This window comes from Pseudoxanthomonas winnipegensis, from assembly GCF_004283755.1.
Classification (GTDB): Bacteria; Pseudomonadota; Gammaproteobacteria; order Xanthomonadales; family Xanthomonadaceae; genus Pseudoxanthomonas_A; species Pseudoxanthomonas_A winnipegensis.
Map to the genome: position 1 here is coordinate 172,773 of NZ_SHMH01000003.1, position 20,139 is coordinate 192,911.

General features: G+C 68.6%; 18 protein-coding genes and 2 tRNA genes. 13 read left to right on the forward strand and 7 right to left on the reverse strand.

The window, feature by feature from the left end; translation table 11 throughout:
• Positions 1-3: 3 nt before the first annotated feature.
• The gene (locus EAT51_RS07035; RefSeq protein ID WP_130519471.1) at positions 4-276 is read right to left on the reverse strand and encodes an acyl carrier protein; all 273 of its coding nucleotides are present in this window, start codon (positions 274-276) and stop codon (positions 4-6) included.
• Between the two features lie 654 nt (positions 277-930).
• Here EAT51_RS07035 and pssA point away from each other — a divergent pair.
• From pssA to EAT51_RS07060, 5 genes are all read left to right on the forward strand, one after another.
• On the forward strand, positions 931-1,551 hold the full coding sequence (pssA, locus tag EAT51_RS07040; RefSeq protein ID WP_130519473.1) for a CDP-diacylglycerol--serine O-phosphatidyltransferase: 621 nt from the start codon (positions 931-933) through the stop codon (positions 1,549-1,551).
• Positions 1,552-1,643: 92 nt separating this feature from the next.
• Positions 1,644-2,783: a poly(R)-hydroxyalkanoic acid synthase subunit PhaE gene (locus EAT51_RS07045; RefSeq protein WP_165422691.1), complete on the forward strand. Its 1,140-nt coding sequence runs from the start codon at positions 1,644-1,646 to the stop codon at positions 2,781-2,783.
• Entirely contained in the window at positions 2,780-3,847 is a 1,068-nt protein-coding gene (locus tag EAT51_RS07050; protein ID WP_130519477.1) for a class III poly(R)-hydroxyalkanoic acid synthase subunit PhaC, read from the forward strand. The genes EAT51_RS07045 and EAT51_RS07050 overlap by 4 nt, the downstream gene beginning before the upstream one ends.
• Positions 3,848-4,350: 503 nt before the next feature.
• Positions 4,351-4,557: a PspC domain-containing protein gene (locus EAT51_RS07055; protein ID WP_130519479.1), complete on the forward strand. Its 207-nt coding sequence runs from the start codon at positions 4,351-4,353 to the stop codon at positions 4,555-4,557.
• Complete coding sequence (locus tag EAT51_RS07060) at positions 4,554-5,033, forward strand: hypothetical protein (RefSeq protein ID WP_425478259.1); 480 nt, start codon at positions 4,554-4,556, stop codon at positions 5,031-5,033. Before EAT51_RS07055 ends, EAT51_RS07060 begins: the two co-directional genes overlap by 4 nt.
• A gap of 7 nt (positions 5,034-5,040) precedes the next feature.
• On the opposite strand, the gene EAT51_RS07065 is transcribed toward EAT51_RS07060, so the two are convergent.
• Positions 5,041-5,664 carry a TetR/AcrR family transcriptional regulator gene (locus EAT51_RS07065; RefSeq protein WP_130519481.1) on the reverse strand — a complete coding sequence of 208 codons (624 nt, stop codon included), beginning with the start codon at positions 5,662-5,664 and terminating at the stop codon, positions 5,041-5,043.
• 189 nt (positions 5,665-5,853) lie between these two features.
• On the opposite strand from EAT51_RS07065, the gene EAT51_RS07070 reads away from it, so the two are divergent.
• Positions 5,854-5,939, forward strand: a tRNA-Leu gene (locus EAT51_RS07070).
• Between the two features lie 71 nt (positions 5,940-6,010).
• On the opposite strand, the gene EAT51_RS07075 is transcribed toward EAT51_RS07070, so the two are convergent.
• Positions 6,011-7,036 carry a tyrosine-type recombinase/integrase gene (locus EAT51_RS07075; RefSeq protein WP_130519483.1) on the reverse strand — a complete coding sequence of 342 codons (1,026 nt, stop codon included), beginning with the start codon at positions 7,034-7,036 and terminating at the stop codon, positions 6,011-6,013.
• 549 nt (positions 7,037-7,585) lie between these two features.
• Between EAT51_RS07075 and EAT51_RS07085 the strand changes: the two genes are divergently transcribed.
• The 5 genes from EAT51_RS07085 (at position 7,586) to EAT51_RS20255 (ending at position 9,590) form a co-directional block, all read left to right on the forward strand.
• A complete protein-coding gene (locus EAT51_RS07085; RefSeq protein WP_130519485.1) occupies positions 7,586-7,963 on the forward strand; it encodes a hypothetical protein in 378 nt (125 codons plus the stop codon).
• Positions 7,964-8,311: 348 nt separating this feature from the next.
• The gene (locus tag EAT51_RS07090; protein WP_130519487.1) at positions 8,312-8,521 is read left to right on the forward strand and encodes a hypothetical protein; all 210 of its coding nucleotides are present in this window, start codon (positions 8,312-8,314) and stop codon (positions 8,519-8,521) included.
• Positions 8,522-8,571: 50 nt separating this feature from the next.
• Positions 8,572-9,093 carry a glycoside hydrolase family 19 protein gene (locus EAT51_RS07095; RefSeq protein ID WP_228257843.1) on the forward strand — a complete coding sequence of 174 codons (522 nt, stop codon included), beginning with the start codon at positions 8,572-8,574 and terminating at the stop codon, positions 9,091-9,093.
• Positions 9,090-9,476: a hypothetical protein gene (locus tag EAT51_RS07100; protein ID WP_130519489.1), complete on the forward strand. Its 387-nt coding sequence runs from the start codon at positions 9,090-9,092 to the stop codon at positions 9,474-9,476. The genes EAT51_RS07095 and EAT51_RS07100 overlap by 4 nt, the downstream gene beginning before the upstream one ends.
• Before the next feature lie 26 nt (positions 9,477-9,502).
• A tRNA-Leu gene (locus EAT51_RS20255) sits at positions 9,503-9,590 on the forward strand.
• A 251-nt stretch (positions 9,591-9,841) separates the two neighbouring features.
• On the opposite strand, the gene EAT51_RS07105 is transcribed toward EAT51_RS20255, so the two are convergent.
• Positions 9,842-10,849, reverse strand: a complete 1,008-nt coding sequence (locus tag EAT51_RS07105; protein ID WP_130519491.1) for a LacI family DNA-binding transcriptional regulator — start codon at positions 10,847-10,849, stop codon at positions 9,842-9,844.
• A 110-nt stretch (positions 10,850-10,959) separates the two neighbouring features.
• Here EAT51_RS07105 and EAT51_RS07110 point away from each other — a divergent pair, with 110 nt between their 5' ends.
• Positions 10,960-13,521 carry a glycoside hydrolase family 3 protein gene (locus EAT51_RS07110; protein ID WP_130561442.1) on the forward strand — a complete coding sequence of 854 codons (2,562 nt, stop codon included), beginning with the start codon at positions 10,960-10,962 and terminating at the stop codon, positions 13,519-13,521.
• 519 nt (positions 13,522-14,040) lie between these two features.
• Positions 14,041-17,139 carry a TonB-dependent receptor gene (locus tag EAT51_RS07115; protein WP_165422019.1) on the forward strand — a complete coding sequence of 1,033 codons (3,099 nt, stop codon included), beginning with the start codon at positions 14,041-14,043 and terminating at the stop codon, positions 17,137-17,139.
• Between the two features lie 344 nt (positions 17,140-17,483).
• Here the strand turns inward: EAT51_RS07115 and metX are convergent, their stop codons facing one another.
• From metX to EAT51_RS07130, 3 genes are all read right to left on the reverse strand, one after another.
• Positions 17,484-18,599 (reverse strand): homoserine O-acetyltransferase MetX, encoded by a 1,116-nt coding sequence (gene metX / locus EAT51_RS07120; RefSeq protein ID WP_130519496.1) that lies wholly within the window; start codon positions 18,597-18,599, stop codon positions 17,484-17,486.
• A gap of 89 nt (positions 18,600-18,688) precedes the next feature.
• Positions 18,689-19,708 carry a tetratricopeptide repeat protein gene (locus EAT51_RS07125; RefSeq protein WP_130519497.1) on the reverse strand — a complete coding sequence of 340 codons (1,020 nt, stop codon included), beginning with the start codon at positions 19,706-19,708 and terminating at the stop codon, positions 18,689-18,691.
• The gene (locus tag EAT51_RS07130; RefSeq protein ID WP_205953583.1) at positions 19,708-20,139 is read right to left on the reverse strand and encodes a cytochrome c-type biogenesis protein; all 432 of its coding nucleotides are present in this window, start codon (positions 20,137-20,139) and stop codon (positions 19,708-19,710) included. Before EAT51_RS07130 ends, EAT51_RS07125 begins: the two co-directional genes overlap by 1 nt.

Sequence of the window (20,139 nt, forward strand, 5' to 3'; positions counted from 1 at the left end):
GCGTCAGTGCGCCGGCTGCGCTGCGGTGGCCGCCTTGGTCGCCAGCGCGTCCTCGACGGCCAGGACCAGCTTGCCGAGCGAGCCGTCGTCCAGCTTCGGATCGCGCTGCGGGAAGGTGATGTCGAAGTGCTCTTCGATGTCGAACAGGATCTCGATGGCCTCGAGCGAATCCACGCCCAGCTCCTGCAGCTTGGTGTCCGCGGTCAAGGTGGCGGGGTCGATCTCGGCGTGCTGGGCGACGATGGTCTGGATCTGCGATTCGATGGACGGGGTCATGGCAGTGCTCCGCGAATGAGAGGCCACCGCACGGCACCGGCCGCCGGTGGAGCGCACGCTGCGGCCTCGGCCGCAGCAGCCAGGCGCCACGCTAGACCGCCAATCTTCCAGAGGCCTTTCGTCAAGCCGGTCCAGGCGCGAACCTTCAGCGGCGGTCCAGCGCCCGCTGAGCGCGGGTGTCCCGTCCCGTCTGTTGGCGCCGAGCCGGGCCCGGTTGGCTGCCGTGGAACCGCGCCCGCCGGTGAGTCGTGCCGCCGCCGCAGTTCTCCACAGCCGGTGTGGATGAGTGCTGGGGCAAGCATGTGGATAAGCCGTGCGCGCCCAGCAACGGCGCGGCCTGCGCCGAAGATGGCGAAAAAGTGACCGGCGCGCGGCCGTTCATCCACAGGGGCTGTGGATGGCGCGCCGACAAAGGTGTGGATAAGCGCGTGAGCGCGTTGCAGGGCAGGCGTGTCAAGCGAATTGGCACAAAAATGACCAGGCGGAATCGCGGCGCGTCGGGCCTGCGCGTGGAACATCGCGGCCCGCTACGCGGCTGGCCGCGCAGCGCTGGCAGGTGACATCTTTTCGAGCGCTCGCGCCCGGCCTTGATTGCCGCGCGACGCCGCCCTTGGCAGGCTGGCGGCCCGTTCTTCCGTCGCGAGCGCGCGCACCATGTCACGACCCCGCCATTTCTCGATGCTGCGCGACTTCCAGCTGGCCGACTGGTTCACCCTGGGCAACGCCTTCTGCGGCAGCGGCGCGGTATTCGCCGCGCTGCACTACATGCAGCAGGGCCGGGTGGGGGTGCTGCTGGCCGGCATGGCGCTGATCCCGCTGGCCTTCATCTTCGACGCGCTGGACGGCCGGGTGGCGCGCTGGCGCAAGTCGGCCTCCACCCTGGGGCGCGAGCTGGATTCGCTGGCCGACGTGATCTCCTTCGGCGTGGCGCCGGCGGCGCTGGCCTACGCCTGCGGCCTGCAGGGCGGCTGGGACTGGCTGATCCTGAGCTACTTCGTGTGCTGCGGCGTCAGCCGACTGGCGCGCTACAACGTCACCGCCGAGGCGCTCTCGGGCGATGAGGGCAAGGTGACCTACTTCGAGGGCACGCCCATCCCGACCAGCCTGGCGCTGGTGGTGCTGCTGGCGGTGGCGGCGGTGCAGGGCCGCCTCGGCGCGCAGGTGTGGTGGGGCCAGTGGCAGCTGGGGCCGTGGCAGCTGCATCCGCTGGTGCTGCTGTTCGCGCTGTCCGGCTCACTGATGATCAGCAAGACACTGCATATTCCCAAGCCGTAGGGCAGCTGCCGGCAGGTTGCTATCATCCAGACGCAAGTCGGGAGCGCGTAATGTCGGGTGCACAAGGCGGGTGGGGCGAAGGGGCGGACGCGATGGCGCGCCAGGTCTGGGAGACCTGGGGCGAGGCGCTGCGCAAGTTCGCCTCGGTGCCGCTGGAGACCGCCGCGCCGGCCTGGCAGCAGGTGCCTGGCGGCTGGCCGGGCTGGACGCCGCCCAAGGGCGGGGCGCCGGGCGATGTGATGGAGCGCTTCGACGGGCTGGCCCGGCACTGGTTCGGGCGCATGCAGCACGTGGCCGCCCAGTTCGCCGACCGCGACAACACCCCGGCCGACATCGTCGCCGCCTGGCGCCAGGCGCTGGGCGCGACCGAGGCCAATCCATATCCGGAGCTGTTCGGCAGCCTGTTCGGTCAGGCCACCGGGCTGGACGATCTGGGCGAGCAGTGGCTGCCCTGGCTGGAATCGCTGCGCGGGCCGCTGGAGGAATGGTCCAGGACGCCGGCCTTCGGCCCGGCGCGCGAGCACCAGCAGCGCTGGAAGGGCCTGTTGCAGGCCCAGCATGCGCTACGCGAGGCCGCCGAGGCCTACCGCACCCTGCTGGAGGATGCCTCGCGCCAGGCCTATGCGCTGTTCGAGGAGAAGTTGAACCAGCGGGCGGGCGAGGGCAGTGCGCTGGACAGCGCGCGGGCCCTGTTCGACGAGTGGATCGACGCGGCCGAGGATGCCTACGCGCGCATGGCGCTGTCCGAGGAGTTCAGCGAGGTCTACGGCGCGCTGGCCAACGCGCAGATGCGCATGCGCGCCGGCGTGCAGCGCGAGGTCGAGCAGCTCGGCAGCCTGCTGGGTCTGCCCACGCGCACCGAGGTCGACGCCGCGCACCGCAAGATCGCCGAACTCGAGCGCATCCTGCGCCGCATGATGCGCGGCCAGGCCGCCGAGCGGCCCGCGCCGCGTCCCGCAGCCGCGCCTGAAACGCCTCGCCAGGCTCCGTCGCCAGCGCGACAGGCGAAGGCGTGGAAGAAGACCGCCACCTCGAAGCCTTCCGCGGCGTCGAAGTCGTCGACGAAGAAGTCGGCCAAGACCGCAGCGAAGAAGATCGGCGAGAAGCCGACGGCGAAGAAGGCAGCAGCGAAGAAAGCCACAGCGAAGAAGGCCGGCCGCACCAACGCGCCCAGCAAGCCCGTCTCGAAGACCTCCGCCAAGCGCACCACGCGTGGCAAGGCGCCGGCATGAGCAGCAGCCCGTTCCGCGCCACCGCCGATGCGCTGGCCGCCGAAGCGATCGCCCTGCAGGAGAAGCTGGGCGCCGGCCTGCGCACGCTGCCCGAGGTCGGCGATGTGCATTACGGCGTGACCCCGCGCGAGGAAGTCTGGCGCGATGGCAAGGTGGTGCTGTATCGCTTCATCGGCTACACCGCGCCCACCGCCAAGGTGCCGCTGCTCATCACCTATGCGCTGGTCAACCGGCCCTACATGGTCGACCTGCAGGAGGACCGTTCGCTGGTCCGTGGCCTGCTGGCGCAGGGCCAGGACGTCTACCTGATCGACTGGGGTTATCCGGATCGCTCGGACCGTTTCGCGCTGCTGGACGATTACGTCAACCGCTACATCGACGGCGCCGTCGACCATCTGCGCCAGACCAGCGGCGAGGACGCGATCAACGTGCTCGGCATCTGCCAGGGCGGCGCGCTCTCGCTGTGCCATGCCGCGCTGCATCCGGCCAAGCTGCGCAACCTGATCACGATGGTCACCCCGGTGGACTTCCACACGCCGGACAACATGCTGTCCAACTGGATCCGCATGGTCGATGTGGATCTGCTGGTGGACACGCTGGGAAACGTGCCGGCCGACCTGATGAATCTGAGCTACCTGATGCTCAAGCCGTTCCGCCTGAACGTGCAGAAGTATGTCGGCCTGCTCGACATCCTCGACGACCGGCGCGCGGTGCAGGACTTCCTGCGCATGGAGAAGTGGATCTTCGACTCGCCCGACCAGGTGGGCGAGGCCTTCCGCCAGTTCGCCAAGCAGTTCTACCAGGCCAACGGCTTCGTCGAAGGCGGCATCGCCCTGGACGGCGAAGCGGTGGACCTGTCGCACCTGCAGATGCCGATCCTCAACATCTACGCCGAGCAGGATCATCTGGTGCCCCCGGATGCCTCCAAGGCGCTGCGCGGGCTGGTCGGCAGCCAGGACTATTCCGAACTGAGCTTCCGCGGCGGCCATATCGGCATCTACGTCTCCAGCCGCGCCCAGCGCGAAGTCCCCAGCGCCATCGCAGGCTGGCTGTCGGCGCGCTGATCGGTCTGCCAGACCCGCTGTTTGGCGACTCGGTCCAAGCGCCACCAACCGCCCCGCCAAACTGACCGTTTCCCCATGATCCGCCCCCTGCCTTGCGCGCAGCGCAGGGGAGGGCCGGGGAGGGGTGCTCTTCGCGGCGAACTAAAGACAAGCGAATGCCAACGGCAACAGCGAGCCCTAGCAGCAAGGGCGGCAGCAACAGCTGACAGCGACAGCAAGAGCTAACAGCAACAGCAAAAGCCGACCCCTCCCCCTCAGTCGCTAGCCGCGACTTCGAGCTCCCCTGCGCTGCGCGCAAGGGAGGGGGCAGATCACTTGGGCTGACGCTTCCTGCGATCCCGAATCCCGAATCCCGAATCCCAATCCCCAATCCCCAATCCCCAATCCCCAATCCCCAATCCCCAATCCCCAATCCCCAATCCCCAATCCCCAATCCCCAACCCGCCCTTGACCCACACACCGCTAGACTCCCCACCATCCACCGCCGCTCGCAGAGTGCCGCCATGAACACGCCCACCGCTCCCCGTCCGCTGGCCCGTTCGCTGGACGACCGCATGATCGCCGGCGTCATGGGCGGCATCGCCCGTCGCTTCGGCTGGAACGCCACGCTGGTGCGGGTGGTGTTCGTCATCGTCTCGCTGGCGTCGGCGGCCTTTCCCGGCATCCTGGTCTACCTGCTGCTGTGGCTGCTGATGCCCAACGAGGCGTGAGCGATCGCGCCCGCGTGCGCGTGCGCGCGCCGCGTCCGTTGCTGCTGGCGCTGGGGGTGCTCTGGACCTCGCCCAATACCCTGATTGGCCTGCTGCTCGGCGCGGCAGGACTGCTGCGCGGCGCCCGCGTGCACCTGAGCGCGCGCGAGCACGCGCTGGTGTTCGCGCGCTGGCCCTGGGGGCCGGGCGGGGCGATCACCTTCGGCAACACCATCCTGCACACCGGGCCCGACCTGGACGTCGCCTGCCACACCTATGGCCATCGGGCAGGGCACTGCATCGACGCGCCGATCCGCCTGGGCGATCACGAACGCGCGCACGTGCTGCAGTACATGGCGCTGGGGCCGCTGTTCCTGCCGCTCTATCTGCTGTGTGGCGGGATCAGCGTGCGCAACCGCTTCGAGCGCGCCGCCGATCGCTATGCCTTGACCGGCGCGGGCTGGTGGCCGTTCGCCAGCCCGCGTTCGCTGCGATGAAGCGGCTTCAGCGCGGCAGCGCGCCGTGCAGGAACTGCTCGACCGAGGCGTCCACGTAGGCCGCCAGCTCCTCCGGATCGGAGTTGGCCATGTAGCCGCAGGCGGTGCGGATGGTCAGCTCGCCGAACAGCATCATGAAGAACTGGCCCGCCGCCTGGTAGGGCGTGGTATGCAGCACCAGCCTGCCGGCGGCGACCTGCTGTTCGAAGTAATGACCCAGGCAGCCGCGCGTGTCGGCGATGGCGTTGTCGAAGAAGAAGTCGCGCAGCTGCGGGAAGGCGCGGCCTTCGCCGATCACGATGCGGTTGACCAGCAGCGCATCGGGCGTGGTCAGGCTGGCGGCGATCTCACGGCCGGCCTTGCGCAGCGCCTCCTGCGGCGACAAGCCGTCCAGTTCCATCGCGCGCAGCCGGTCGGCCATGTCCTGCAGGCGGCGCTCGATGATGGCGAAGGCCAGGCCTTCCTTGTCGCCGAAGGCCCGGTACAACGTGGCCAGCGAGCCGCCGGCGCGCGCCACGATCTCGCTCAGGCGGGCCTGCTGGTAGCCCTTCTCGGCGAACACCTCGGCGGCCGCGTCGAGGAACTTCTCCACGCGCAGCTCGCCGCGGCGGCACAGTTCGACCTGGGGCATCGGCCGCACACCCGGAAGGCGCGGTCTGGAAGCGAGCATGGGCATGGGGGATCGGAGCTGGCCTGTTTCCGCCAATCTAGCAAGGAATATCGCCAAACGAGTGATGCACCGCGGGAGAGCGCGATGCGCGCAACGCCGCGCGCCGCAGGCTTACCGGCACCGCCCCGGGCCGCTATACTGCGCGACCGCGCCGAAGTGGCGGAATGGTAGACGCAGCGGACTCAAAATCCGCCGCCCTTAAAAGCGTGTGGGTTCGAGTCCCACCTTCGGCACCAACAGTGACAAGGGTTTCGCGGGATCTGGCGCCGACCGGTCATTTCCGCAATCCCAGCCCGTGTTCCGCAATTCAGCGAGTCGGGGTCACCTTGGACCCCCTGCGCTTGCGCACGTAGGTCTCGGTCATCACGACCGATGAGTGCCCCAGCTGCTCCTGCGCCTTCCGGATATCGCCGGCCGACTCGGTCTTGTCCGTGCCCGCCTTGGCGCGCAAATCCCGGAACTGAATTCCCTCGACCTTTGCCAGCGCGCAGGCCTTTGCCCAGCGCCTGGACATCGCGTTGACGCCCACGGTCCGCCCCTTCTCGTTCACGATGAGGCGGGTGCTGTAGACCGTGAAGGCCTTCTTCCGCGCCCTGATCCTCTCCAGGAGCGCCTCCAGGCTTCCCGACAGCTCCACCCGCAGCTTATTGCCGGTCTTGCGCTGCATGAAGTGGATCGCCCCGTCTCGGATGTCGGTTTCTGATACCCCGAGCACGTCAGCCGGCCGCTGACCGGTCAGGTAGGCCAGGTCCATCGCGTCGCGCAGGCAGTCGTCGGCCGCCGCCCAGATGGCTTCGTATTGGCTGTCCTCGATGTAGGCGTCCCGACCGGTCTCCCGGAACCCCTTGATGCCCGCGCACGGATTGGGCAGCGCGGTGTAGCCGCGGTCGCGCGCGAAATTCCAGATGTGCGACAGCAGGGCCTTCTCGCGGTTGGCGCGGACGAATGCCTTACCGCCGGCGGTGCGCCAGGTGAGGTAGCCGCGCACGTTCACAGGCTGGATCGCATCCAGTGGGGCGGGCGGGTCGTTGAAGTACTCCTTGAGCTTCAGCACCTCCTTGCGGTTGTCCTCGAACGTGCGCGCGGCCTTCGTGGGGGCTACCGAGCTCATGTATTGGTCGCAGACCCAGGAGAACATGATCTGCGCGGACGCCGGCGATCGTGCGTCCCGCTGGAGCACAGCCCACTTCTGGATGGCTAGGCCGTAATCGGAGCCGAGCGGCTCTTCTCGCCGCGGCGTGCCGCCGTGGTCGTAGAAGTAGTAGATCTTCTTCCCGCGCAGCCGGGCCCTGAAGTGCGGGATCGCGCCGGGTTTGGAGGGCTTGCGTCCCATCAGGCGGCCTTGTTGGACTTCCAGGTGCCAGGAGCGACCGCCTCGGGCGCCGGCGTTCCCTCGATGGTGGCGCGGGTGACGACGGGCCGGCCGTGCAGGTCGATGTAGTGGCGGATGCCGTTCTTCAGCAGGCGCGTGGCCGCGCCGGATCGCCCGAGAGCGCTCCTGCACCTGGCCGACGATCTCGTTCCCCTCGCGGCCCAGGCGCTGCGCAGCGCGGATCTCTCGCAGCGCCTGGGCGTCACTGAAACCTGCGGAGCGCGCCGCCGCACGGGCGCTCTGGAAAGGACGCAGGGTGAGGATCTGGGCGCTCATGGCGCACCGCCTACACGGGCCAGGGCGGCATAGAGCCGGCGCACCGTTTCCTGCTCGGTCGGACCCGCTTTGGACTGGAGAATGGCAGCAGCATCCCGAGAGGCGGCAACCAGGACCTGCAGGTCGGCGCAAGCGTCGGCAACAGCCAAAGCGCGCTCATCGTCCCCCCGGCATTCGCTGCTCCGGTATCCGTCACCCTCGGCCGCAGTGGCCGGGGGTGAGCGACAGAGCGCATTGACCGCAGCTGCGCGTGGCCACGGAATCGTTCGCGATAGGAATGGCCGGCGCACGCTGATGGGGCAAGCGGCGGGACTCACGGACGGCAAGGGAAATGTGCTGCCTGTGCCGGTATGGGCCGCCGAGCATGTGCGCGGAGCCGAGACGCGCTCGTCGGGCGGCGAGATCTACGTTCCGCAGGACGCCCAGCGCGTTGAGCGCGCCGTGCTGGACCTCCAAAAGGTCTTTCCAGCCTTGGGAATGGCGGTCCGGCTTCACTACTGTGCCGCTGGCCATCCTGCCGATAAGGCCGAACGCATGATGATCGGGCGGGGCAAGTTCCGCGAGATGGTGGCCGAGGGAAGGGGGTGGGTGCGCTGCAGGCTCGGTGCTTGACGTGTCCGACACGAAGTCCTAAATTGCGCGCATCGTCCAAGACTCCCCCTGAAACCCGGCCAGCAGCCGGGTTTTTCGCGTCTGGGGGACGCAAATGCCGACCGTCGCCGCCGTGCAGGACCCCGCCGAGAAGCGGGGTGTGCGCGCCGGGAACCGCGCACGGGTCCGCTTAGGCGGGTTACCCGATCCGGCGGCGCCGGCCGGTGCCTTCTCGGCCCACCGTCAGTGAGCCATCCCAGCTGTCCCGCTCTCTCCGGGCGGCTGGGAACTATCCACGCCCGCATCGCACACCGGACCAAGCAGCCCAGCCTGCCGGATCGCTGATCGGGCACCCATCGGAGCGCCGCCGTGCCGATCAGAGCCCGCAACCTGCTGAGGCCGGATGCGGCCTGCGCGTCGGCTGATGTGCTGACGCCGGTCGAGCGGCATGTCGCGCGCGCGCAGCGCCGGTCGCCGCGGCAGGTCGCACCGACGCCCGCCGTCGGCATGCCGCGCGCCTCCCGCCTGCGCTGGGGAGACGTCCCCGCCCTCCGGCAGGTGCTGCTGGCGCTGCTGTAACCCAATTCGGCCCGCCGTGAGGCGCCCCGTGCATTTTCGAGGAAGCCCTGGTGAGCATCGAGACAGTCGCGGCCGCCATGGGCGCCGGCAAGTACGCCAAGCCGCTGGAGGACGCCTGCATCCGGTTCGGGATCACCACGCCGCTGCAGCACGCCCACTTCCTGGCCCAGGTGGCCCACGAGTCGGACGGCTTCGCGACGGCGACCGAGTACGCGAGCGGCCGCGCCTACGAGGGCAGGGCCGATCTGGGCAACACCAAGCCCGGCGACGGGGTCCGGTTCAAGGGCAGGGGGCTGATCCAGCTCACCGGCCGCGCGAACTACCAGGCCTACTCGCTGGACCTCTACGGGGACGACCGCTGCGTCCAGAACCCGGCGATGGTCGCCCAGCTGCCGGACGCCGCGCTCGCCGCGGGCTGGTTCTGGAAGACCCACCGGCTCAACGAGCTGGCGGACCAGGACAGCGTCGTGAAGGTCACCCGGCGGATCAACGGGGGCACGAACGGTCTCGACGATCGGACCAAGCGCCTGGCGCAGGCGAAGAAGCTGATTGCGGCCCTGGGGGATCGATGAGCATTGGAAATGCGGCCTGGAAACTGCTGGCAGCAGCGACCGTTAGCGCGACGGCGACGGCAGTGGACGGCCCGGAGATCGTCACCGCGCCGCAGGCGCTCGAGTACCTGAGCATCAGCCACATGGCGGAGAACTTCGGGTTCTCGCTGCCGGTGCTCCTCATGGTCGTCGCCGGCGCGCTGGTCGGCGCCTGGAACAGCTACCACGACAAGCGCAGCAATCTGGCGATCACGTTCGCCGCTGGCCAGCTCGGCCCGGACGTTGGACACGAACCCAGCCTGCTGGGAGGTCAGCCCGACGATGCCGCCGGAGCGCCGGCCGGTCTCGGCGGTGCGCCCGACGATGTCCAGCGCGGTCTGGCGCGGGTTTCAGGGCGCCAGTAGTGGCCGGATTGCGGAACACCGATCGCGCCGAAACCCTTGCTGCGCAAGGACTCCGGCTCGGACTCAAAATCCGCCGCCCTTAAAAGCGTGTGGGTTCGAGTCCCACCTTCGGCATGATGGGAAGGCAAAGGCCGGCATTGCCGGCCTTTGTGCCGTCTGGGGAATGACAAGCCCGCCAGATTGATGCGGCGCAGAATGCCAAGGCGGGGTCGGGCTTCGTATGGTGACAGCGCTGTCACCGGACGGGGTCGTGGGTGGTGGCGCTTCCTTGCCTTGCTGCCCGCCTTGTCTCCCTTATGCGCCTGCCTGACCTGCGTTTCGTCCATGTACTGCGGGGCCGCCCTGGCGCGGCGCGCATGCGTGCGTCAGGTCGAGGGGGCCGCGGTCGATTCGCGCAGCTGCAGGGCGTAGGGCATCTGCACCATCGCGCCGCTGTCGGGCGTGTGGATGGTCTTGATCAGTTCGAGTGTCGCGGTGCGGCCCATGTCGCGCGTGGGCTGCCGCACGGTGGTGAGCGAGGGGAAGATGTGGCGCGAGATCGGCGTGTCGTCGAAGCCGCAGACCGAGAGCTGCTGCGGAATGCGCAGGCCGCGCTCGCCGGCTACGCGGATCACGCCGGCGGCCATGTCGTCGTTGCCGGCGAAGATGGCGGTGGGCGGCTCGGGCAGGTCGAGCAGCTGGTTGGCCGCGGCCACGCCCGATTCGAAGGTGAACTCGCCCTTGGCCACCAGCGCCGGGTCGTAGGCGATGCCGGCCTCGCGCAGGGTCTCGCGGTAGCCGGCGTGTCGCCACTCGGCCGCGCCGTGGGTCGGCGGCCCCTTGATGTGGCCGATGCGGCGATGGCCGAGCGCGAGCAGGTGGTGCATCAGCTCGCACACCGCGGCGTGTTCGTCCACGGTCACGCCGATGCGGCCACGATGCGTGCGTGGGGCGATGCTGGCGAAGGGCAGGGCCGCATCGTCCAGGAAGCCGAGCAGCTCCATGTCGTCGGTCAGCGGCGGGGTGAGCACGAAACCGTCGACGCCGTGCTGGTTGGCCAGTTCGCGCAGTTCGGCGATCGCGCGGCCCTCGCCATAGGTCACCGGCGCCAGCACCAGGGTGTAGTGCCGCTCGCGGCAGGCCTCGAGCACGCCGCCCTGGATCTGCATCAGGTAGTTGCGCGAGGGGTTGTCGTAGGCCAGCGCGACCACGAAGGTGCGCCGGCTGGCCAGGCTGCGCGCGGAGAGGTTGGGCTTGTAGTGCAGCCGATCGACCACTTCCTGCACCCGGCGGCGGGTCTGTTCGCTCACGCGCGGCTCCTGGTTGAGCACGCGCGAGACCGTCTTCATCGATACGCCGGCCGCCTCGGCCACGTCCTCCAGTCTCACCCGCATCGTCTGCCATCCCCTGTCGCCGTCGCCGCATCTTGCCAAAACGCGCGGCCGACGCCTGCTGCGACCGCAGCACGCCCGGCACGTGCATCCCTTTCCCAGGAGTCCTCTGCATGAAGCAACGTCCCTTCCGCGCCGCCCGTGGCCCCCTTTTCCTCGCGCTGTTGGCGACGCTGTCGGCCGGCCTGCTGAGCGGCGGCGCGGCCATCGCGCTCGACCAACAGGCGGGCACCGCGCATCCGGCGCTGTGGCCACAGCTGCGCTCGCCGCTCAAGCCCGATCCCAAGCTGGAGGCGCGCATCGATGCGCTGCTGGCCAGGATGTCGCCGGAAGAGAAGGTCGGTCAGGTGGTCCAGGCCGACATCGCCAGCGTCACCCCGGACGATCTGAAGACCTACCGCCTGGGCTCGATCCTGGCCGGCGGCAGCTCCGACCCGGGCGGCCAGTACAACGCGCCGGCCAGCGCCTGGCTGGCGTTGGCCGATGACTTCTACGCCGCCTCGATGGACACCAGCGGCGGCAAGTACAACGCCATCCCGGTGATCTTCGGCGTCGATGCGGTGCACGGCCACAACAACGTGGTGGGCGCGACGCTGTTCCCGCACAACATCGGCCTGGGCGCGACCCACGACCCGGCGCTGATGGGCCAGATCGCGCAGGCCACCGCCGCGGAGATGCGTGCCACCGGCATCGACTGGACCTTCGCCCCGACCCTGGCGGTGCCGCAGGACGATCGCTGGGGCCGCACCTACGAGGGCTATTCGGAGAATCCGGACGTGGTGCGCGCCTATGCCGGTCCGCTGATCCAGGGCCTGCAGGGCAAGCCGGGCAGCAAGGACTTCCTCAAGGGCGCGCACGTGGTGGCCACCGCCAAGCACTTCCTGGCCGATGGCGGCACCTTCGAGGGCCGCGACCAGGGCGATGCGCGCATCGACGAGGCCACGCTGCGCGACGTGCACGGCGCGGGCTATCCGCCGGCGCTGAAGGCCGGGGTGCAGGCGGTGATGGTGTCGTTCTCCAGCTGGAACGGGGTCAAGATGAGCGGCAACGCCTCGCTGCTGGATGCGGTGCTGAAGCAGCGCATGGGCTTCGACGGCTTCGTGGTCAGCGACTGGAACGGCCATGCCGGCGTGCCCGGCGGCAGTCGCGAGAACTGCGTGCCGGCCTTCGTCGCCGGCGTGGACATGATCATGGCGCCGGACACCTGGAAGGGCTGCTACGAGCATCTGCTGGCGGCCGAGAAGGGCCATGCGCTGCCGGCCGGACGCCTGGACGAGGCGGTGCGCCGCATCCTGCGGGTCAAGTTCCGCGCCGGCATGTTCGAGGCCGGCAAGCCCTCCACGCGCGGGGTGGCGGGCCGGTTCGACCTGCTGGGCAGCGCCGAGCATCGCGCCATCGCGCGCCGCGCGGTGCGCGAGTCGCTGGTGCTGCTGAAGAACAACGGCGGCGTGCTGCCGCTGGATCCGCGCGCGAAGCTGCTGGTGGCCGGCGACGGCGCCGACGACATGATGATGCAGTCCGGCGGCTGGACCCTGAGCTGGCAGGGCACCGGCCTGAAGCCGGAGGACTTCCCGCATGCGCAGACCATCGCCGCGGCCCTACGCGAGCAGGTGGCGCGCGCCGGCGGCCAGGTCGAGCTGGCCGCCGACGGCCACTACACGCACAAGCCCGACGCGGCGGTGGTGGTGTTCGGAGAAACGCCGTACGCCGAGTTCCAGGGCGACCTGAAGGTGCTGGCCTATCGCCCGGGCGACGACCGCGACCTAAAGCTGCTGCGCAAGCTCAAGGCGGAAGGCATCCCGGTGGTGGCGGTGTTCCTGTCCGGCCGTCCGCTGTGGATGAACCGCGAGATCAACGCCGCCGACGCCTTTGTGGCCGCCTGGCTGCCGGGTTCGGAAGGCGGCGGCGTGGCCGACGTGCTGCTGCGCGACGCCACGGGCAAGGTGCAGCACGACTTCCGCGGCACGCTGTCCTATTCGTGGCCGCGCACCGCGGTGCAGACGCCCTTGAACGTCGGCCAGTCCGGTTACGACCCGCAGTTCGCCTACGGCTACGGCCTGACCTACGCCAAGCCGGCGTCCGTGCCGGCGCTGTCCGAGGATGCGGGCATGGACCTGGCCTCGCTGGGCGCGCAGACCTTCTTCGAGCGCGGAACGCCGGCCACCGGCTGGACGCTGCGCGTGCAGTCGGTGGTGGGCAAGCCGCGCACGCTGTCCCAGCCTTCCGGCCAGCGCGACGCGCCGGACGTGGCGATCGCGCCGGTGGACTACAAGGCGCAGGAAGACGCGTGGAAGATCACCTGGAAGCAGGCCGGCGAGATCGCGCTGCTCGCACCGCGCCCGCTGGACCTGGTGCGCGAGACCAACGGCAACGTGATGCTGCGCGTCACCCTGCGCGTGGACGCCGCGCCGTCGCAGCCGGGCGCCGAACTGTTCCTGGAATGCGGCCCGGGCTGCAGCGCGTCCCTGCCGATCGACACCGCGCTGGCCCAGGCGCCGCGCGGCACCTGGGGCACGCTGGGCATCCCGTTGAAATGCTTCGCCGCGCGCAACGCGCAGATGGGCCAGGTCACCGCGCCGCTGGGCTGGCGCATGCCGGCCGGCACGGTGCTGTCGGTCCACGAAGTCGGTCTGGGCACCGAGGCGCAGCACGTGCTCGATTGCGCGGCGAAATGAGGGCGGGCGGGCCCTGCCTCGGTCAAGAGGACAGCGCCCCGCCTTGACACCTTGGGCGGACACGAGGCCGGCGGTGGTGACATCGCCGGCCTCGCTTTTGTGCATCTGACGCGCTCGGCCTGGTTGCTTGGATGGATATGGCGCGTTGGTCGCTTTGAGCGCGGTCGAGGCGTCGGCAGACTGCGGCAGAGAACGTCCTCCGTGCCCTCAGTGGACTTCAAGAGGAGAGGGTTAATAAGGGGAACGGTCGGTGTCGAATGGGGCAGATGCCGTCATCCAGGACAAATGAAACCATGTCGATTGCATGACGCGACTTGGCGGACAAATTCCTGAAAAACACTGTCAAATGTAGCTAAAACAGGCACAAAAAAAAGATGACCGATTTGTAATTTTTTGTGAGTTTCTCGTTACTCTCGCGTTGCGGCGGTTGCTCCAAGACCCACGCAATCCCGGCTGGGGAGCAGTACGAAAGACAGCCGGATGGCCTTGCTCCTACCTGTCAACCAGAGAGATCTTTCGATGAAATTCGCCAAGACCATGAAGCGCACGGCGTTGAGTGCGGCGCTGGGGATGTGCTTTGCCGGCGTCGTCCACGCGCAGAGCACCAGCGGCAGCATCCGCGGCACCGTCCAGCCGGGTTCCACCGTGACCATCAGCAACAACAGCGGCTTCAGTCGCACGGTCACGGCCGATGCCGATGGCCGTTACAGCCTGAGCTCGCTACCGGTGGGGTCCTACACCGTGACCTCGCAGGAGGGCGGCAGCAAGTCGGTGATCGTCACGGTCGGCAGTGCGGTCGACGCGTCCTTCGGCGGCAACGCCGCGACGCTGGAAACGGTCCGGGTCACCGGTGCGTCCGCGCCGAAGATCGACGTGACCGCCACCGATACCCATACGGTGATCACCGCCGAGCAGCTCAAGCGCCTGCCGATCCCGCGTTCGGCCGAGGCCATCGCGCTGCTGGCGCCGGGGACCGCGTCGGGCAACGGCTACTACTTCGGCAACAGCGTGTCCTTTGGCGGCGCGTCGGTGGCGGAGAACGCCTACTACATCAACGGCTTCTTCACCGGCAACCCGATGACCAATGTCGGTGGCTATACGCTGCCCTATGGGTCGATCGCGCAGCAGGAGACCTACACCGGTGGCTACAGCGCCAAGTACGGTCGTTCCGACGGCGGCGTGATCAACGGCATCGGCATGAGCGGCAGCAACGATCTGCATTTCGGCGGCCAGATCACGTTCTCGCCCAAGGGCCTGCGCTCCAACAATCCGGATCGCTACTACCCGAACATGGATTTCAGCGCGGCCAATGCCAATCCGAACATCCCGGTCAATCCCGACACCGGCAAGCCCTATCAGTACGGTTACGAATCGCCCCAGCTGGCGGGCACGATCTACGACAAGGGCAATCAGCACGAGCGCTGGGAGAGCACCTACAGCGGCTATGTCAGCGGTCCGCTGATCCGCGACACCTTGTTCGGCTTCATCTCCGCCGAAACCGACAAGGTCGACACCGCGACCGGGTCGCCCAGCCAGGCCGCGCCGGCGACCTACGAGCGCTACAGCAGCACCAATCCCAAGCTGTACGCCAAGTTGAACTGGAACATCAATGACAGCAACCTGCTCGAATACACCTATCTGCACGAGAAGACCAACGAGCGCGGCACCGATTACGGCTACGACTTCGATACCCAGGCCATCGGCAACGTGCTCAATTCGATCACGCCGACCTATCTGACCAACGACCTGTCGGTGCTCAAGTACACCGGCTATCTCACCGACAGCCTGACCTTCGACGCCACCTACGGCCGCACGCGCCAGGCCTACAAGGCGATCAATCCGCAGGTGTCGGCCGGCATCGACATGGTCACCGCCTCGCAGGCCACGGTGAATCCGGCCGTGGGCGACATCAGCGGCGTCACCATTCCCAACACGCTCACCGCCGGCGGTACCAACGCCATCGATCGCAGCCACGGCCTGCGCGCCGACCTGCAGTGGGTGGTGGGCGACCACACCCTGACCCTGGGCGTGGACAACATGAAGTTCTCGTCGGACAACGAGGGCATCACCCAGTACGTCAACAACTGGCGTTACTCCCACACCAACAACATGGGCGCGCTGGCCGCCTACGGTATTCCCAGCCTGGCCGCGTCCAATGGCTACTACGTCAGCAACACGTTCTACACCGACGCCAGCAGCATGTCCCTCAAGCAGGATGCCTATTACCTGGAAGACAAGTGGCAGGTCGTGGACAACCTGCTGCTGACCGTGGGTCTGCGCAACGACAAGTTCACCAACTACAACAACGTCGGCAAGCCCTACGTGGACAGCGGTAACCAGTGGGCGCCGCGGATCGGCGCGGCATGGGATGTGTTCGGGGATTCCTCGTTCAAGCTGTTCGCCAACGCGGGGCGCTACTTCCTGGCGCTGCCCAATGCGGTGGCGCTGCGTGGCGCTTCGCCCTCCACCTTCACCCGCCAGTACTTCACCTACACCGGCATCAATCCCAACACCGGCGCCCCGGTGACCGATCAGGCCAGTACGGTGCTGGTGCTCAACGGCGAGGACGGCAAGCCCGTCGATCCCAATACGATCGCGCCCACCAACCTCAAGAGCGAGTACCAGGACGAATACATCCTGGGCTTCGAGAAGACGCTCGGTGCGTCCTGGGCCTTCGGCGCCAAGTTCACCTATCGCGACCTGAAGTCGGCGGTGGACGACATCTGCGATCCGGGCACGATGTACAACAAGCTCGCCGCGACCCAGGGCCAGAGCGTGGCCGATGGCGTCGACATCCCGGGCTGCTTCCTGGGCAATCCCAGCGCCAGCAACACCTTCAACCTGCAGAACATCGACGCCAACGGCAATCCCACCGGCACCTACACCAAGCTGACCATGAACCCCAGCGACTGGGGCTGGCCGTCGCCGATGAAGCGCACCTACAAGGCCATCGATCTGTTCCTGGAGCATCCGTTCGATGGCAAGTGGGAGTTCCGCGTGGACTACACCTACTCCAAGCTGCAGGGCAACACCGAGGGTCCGGCCAATTCGGATACCGGGCAGGGCAGCGACAGCCACGACAATGGTGTGTCCACGTCGGAGAACTGGGATATCGCGGCGATCATGAAGTACGCCGATGGCTATCTGGCCAACGACCATCGCCATCAGATCAAGCTGCATGGCAGCTACGCCTTCAACGACGACTGGTCGGTGGGCGTCAGTGCGCGCCTGATGGCGGGTGCGCCGGCCAACTGCTTCGGCTACTACAACCCGGATGGCAGCATCGACGAGAACGACAATGCCGACGGCGGTCCGGCCGACCCGGCGGGCAACTATGGCGCGGCCTACCATACCTGCTTCGGCAAGTCGGCTTCTCCCGGCACCAAGTTCCTGCCGTGGACGCACGATTGGGACCTTGGCGTGGTGTATGCGCCGGGCTACTTCGATCACAAGCTGCGCCTGGGTCTGAACGCGTTCAACGTGTTCAACTCCCACGGCATCACCTCGCAGGGCTGGACCTCGGAAACGGCGGCCTACACCGTTTCCAACACCTACGGCCTGCCGTACGCGTTCCAGTCCCCGCGCTACGTGCAGTTCTCGGCGGCCTACGATTGGTAAGCCGGCGCGACTGCGGCAGCTGCAACAAGAGCCGGCTCCGTGAGGAGCCGGTTTTCTTTTTGGCTCTTCACAGGCGTGCGGATTCGGTGAGCGGACTTCGCCAACCAGCCTCGACCTGGCCGGACGCGGCGCTTCGTGTCCGTCCTCCCTGTAGAGCGGAGCTTGCTCCGCTGGGGCCTTTCCCGCGAACCGAACGCAGAGCAGCGGAGCAAGCTCCGCTCTACAAGGAGGTCGCGACGTGAGCGGAAGAAACCGCTCCTCCCATCGGGATCATCCGCAAGGGCTGATTGCAACTGCCGCCGCAGCGGGCCGTCCTTTCCTCGAGCGTGCGTTTCCCGTCCGGCTCAAAGCCCCGCCAGAAACCCCCGCACCGCCGGGTCGAAGCGGGCGAAGTCGACCAGGAAGGCGTCGTGGCCCTGCGGCGAGGGCAGGGGGACGAAGCTGCTGTCGGCGCCGCCGGCGCGCAGGCCTGAGGCGATCTGCTCCTGCTGCTGCAGCGGGAACAGGATGTCGGTGGTGGCGCCGATGGCCATCGCCTTGTCCAGCTCGATGGTGGCCAGCGCCTGCAGGACGTCGCCGCCCGCGGCGTATTCGGCCAGGTCGAACCAGTCCATCGAGCGGCTCAGATACAGATAGCAGTTGGGGTCGAAGCGGCGCACGAAGCGGCGCGCGTGGCCTTCCAGATAGCTTTCCACCTGGAACTCCAGGCCGAACGGCTCCTCGTCCGGGCGGTCGGATTCCAGGCGCACGCGGCCGAAGCGACCGTCCCATTCCAGCGCCGAGCGGTAGGTGATCACGCCCAGCTTGCGCGCCATGCGCATGCCGCTTTCCGGATAGGCGTGCTCGCTGTAGTCGCCGCCGTTCCACAGCGGGTCCAGGCGGATGGCCTCGCGCTGCAGCGAGCGGATGGCGATGGAGAAGGGCAGGGCCTGCGCGCTGCCGGAAATGTTGATATGGCTGCGCGCGATGCCAGGGTTGGCATGCAGCAGGGCCAGGGCGGTCATGCCGCCCATCGAGTTGCCGACCACGCAGGCCAGCCGCTCGATCCCGAGCGCCCGCACCACTTCCACGGCAGCGGCGGCGCCGTCCTCGATCGACAGGTCGGGGAAGGTGAGGCGGTACGGCTGGCCGGTGGCCGGGTCGATCGACGCAGGTCCGGTCGAGCCCTTGCAACTGCCCAGCGAGTTGACACACACCACGAACCAGCGCGTGGTGTCGATCGCCTTGCCCGGGCCGAGCATCGCCTCCCACCAGCCCGGCGTGTCGTCCAACGCGCTGGAGGCCGCATGCGCATCGGGCGAGAGGCCGGTGACGATCAGGATGGCGTTGTCGCGCGCCGGCGACAGCGTGCCCCAGGTCTCGTAGGCGACGTGCGCGCCGTGCAGGGCGCCGCCGCGCTTCATCGGGAAGGGCGAGGACAGCGCGTGCCAGCGCGTGCCGGGGGGGATGAATTCGGTCATCGCGTCAGTGTAGCCGGTGGGCAAATCGCGACGCGTCGCGCCGGTTGCGTCTATCTGGCAACGCAGCGTGCCGATGATCCAGGGCGCCTTCAGCGCGCGCCGCTGCCGATCACCAGCGTCACCGGCGCCTGGGCCGGCAGGCGCACGCGCACCGGCGCCGATTGCAGATCGCCGGCGCTGCGCTGGGCATTGCCGCTGGCCGAGACGCGGGCGATGAGTTCGACCTCGCGCAGTGCGGAAAGCTTCTGCGTGGGCATCGGGCTGTCCGCATCGCTCAGGCGGAGCTCCAGCGGCAGCTGGCCGAGCGTGTGCTTCTGCACGGCCACCGGCATCGGCGGGCCATCCGGGATGCGCGCGATCACGAACACCGTGGCGTCGGCCGGCGGGCGTGCGGCGGCCGGAAGCGCGGGGTCCAGCGTCACCCGCACGCGCACCGCGTTGGCCTCTTCCGCGGCGGCAGGTGCGCTCGTCGGGGCGGTCAGCGGCGGCTGGCCGGCCTCGGCGCGGGCCGCGTTGATCTGCTCGCGCAGGCTGTTGGCCGTGGCGGTGTCGACCTGGGCCAGCAGCGGTTCCCAGGTGGCGGCGGCCTGCGCGGCGGCGCCGCGCTGGCGCTGGGCCACGCCGAGGAACCAGCGCGCGCGCTGCTGCGTCGGGTCGATGCGCAGCGCATGTTCGAGCATCGCCACGGCCTGATCGTCCAGGCGCCGCTGCGGATCGGCCAGGCTGCGCGACTGCGCCGCCTCGACCAGCGCGTTGGCATCCTCGGGCAGCAGCGCCGCGGCGCGGGCGAAGGCCTCGCGCGCTTCGACGGCCTTGCCCTGCGCGGCCAGCGTGCGGCCCAGCAGCTGCCAGCCTTCGGCGGCCTGCGGGTCGCGCCGCAGTTGCTCCTTGAGCAGGACGATGGCGTCTTCCATCGTCGTGGGCGCCTGGCTGGCCTGCGGCGCCAGGGCGGCCGGCGTGCCGAGCAGCCGGTACAGCGCGAACGCGCATACGCCCAGGGCGACCATCAGGCCGGTGGCCAGCTTCGGCGCGCCGCGCCACAGCGGCCACAGCGCGCCGCCCAGCACCAGCAGGGTCAGCACGGCGGCGGCGATCACGAAACCGGTCATCACCACTCCTGCCCGTCGTCGGTCGGCGGCGGGCCGCTCGCGCTGCGCCGGCGCACTACGCGCACGACGATCAGCATGCCGACCACCAGCAGCAGCAAGGGCCCGAACCACAGCGGCCATGTGCTGCGTTCGACCTGCGGCCGATACAGCACGAACTCGCCATAGCGCGAGACCAGATAGGTCTTGATCTGCGCATCGCTCTGGCCGGCGTTCATCAGCTGCAGCACTTCGCGGCGCAGGTCGTGGGCGATCTGCGCATTGGAATCGGCCAGCGACTGGTTCTGGCACATCACGCAGCGCAGCTCGTGGGTGAGCGCGTTGAAGCGCGCCTCCTGCGCCGGATCGCGGAACTGCAGCGGCGTGGGATCGCTGACCTGGGCCCAGGCCAGCAGCGGCGCGGCCAGGACGATCAGCAGCAGGGCGCGCAGCAG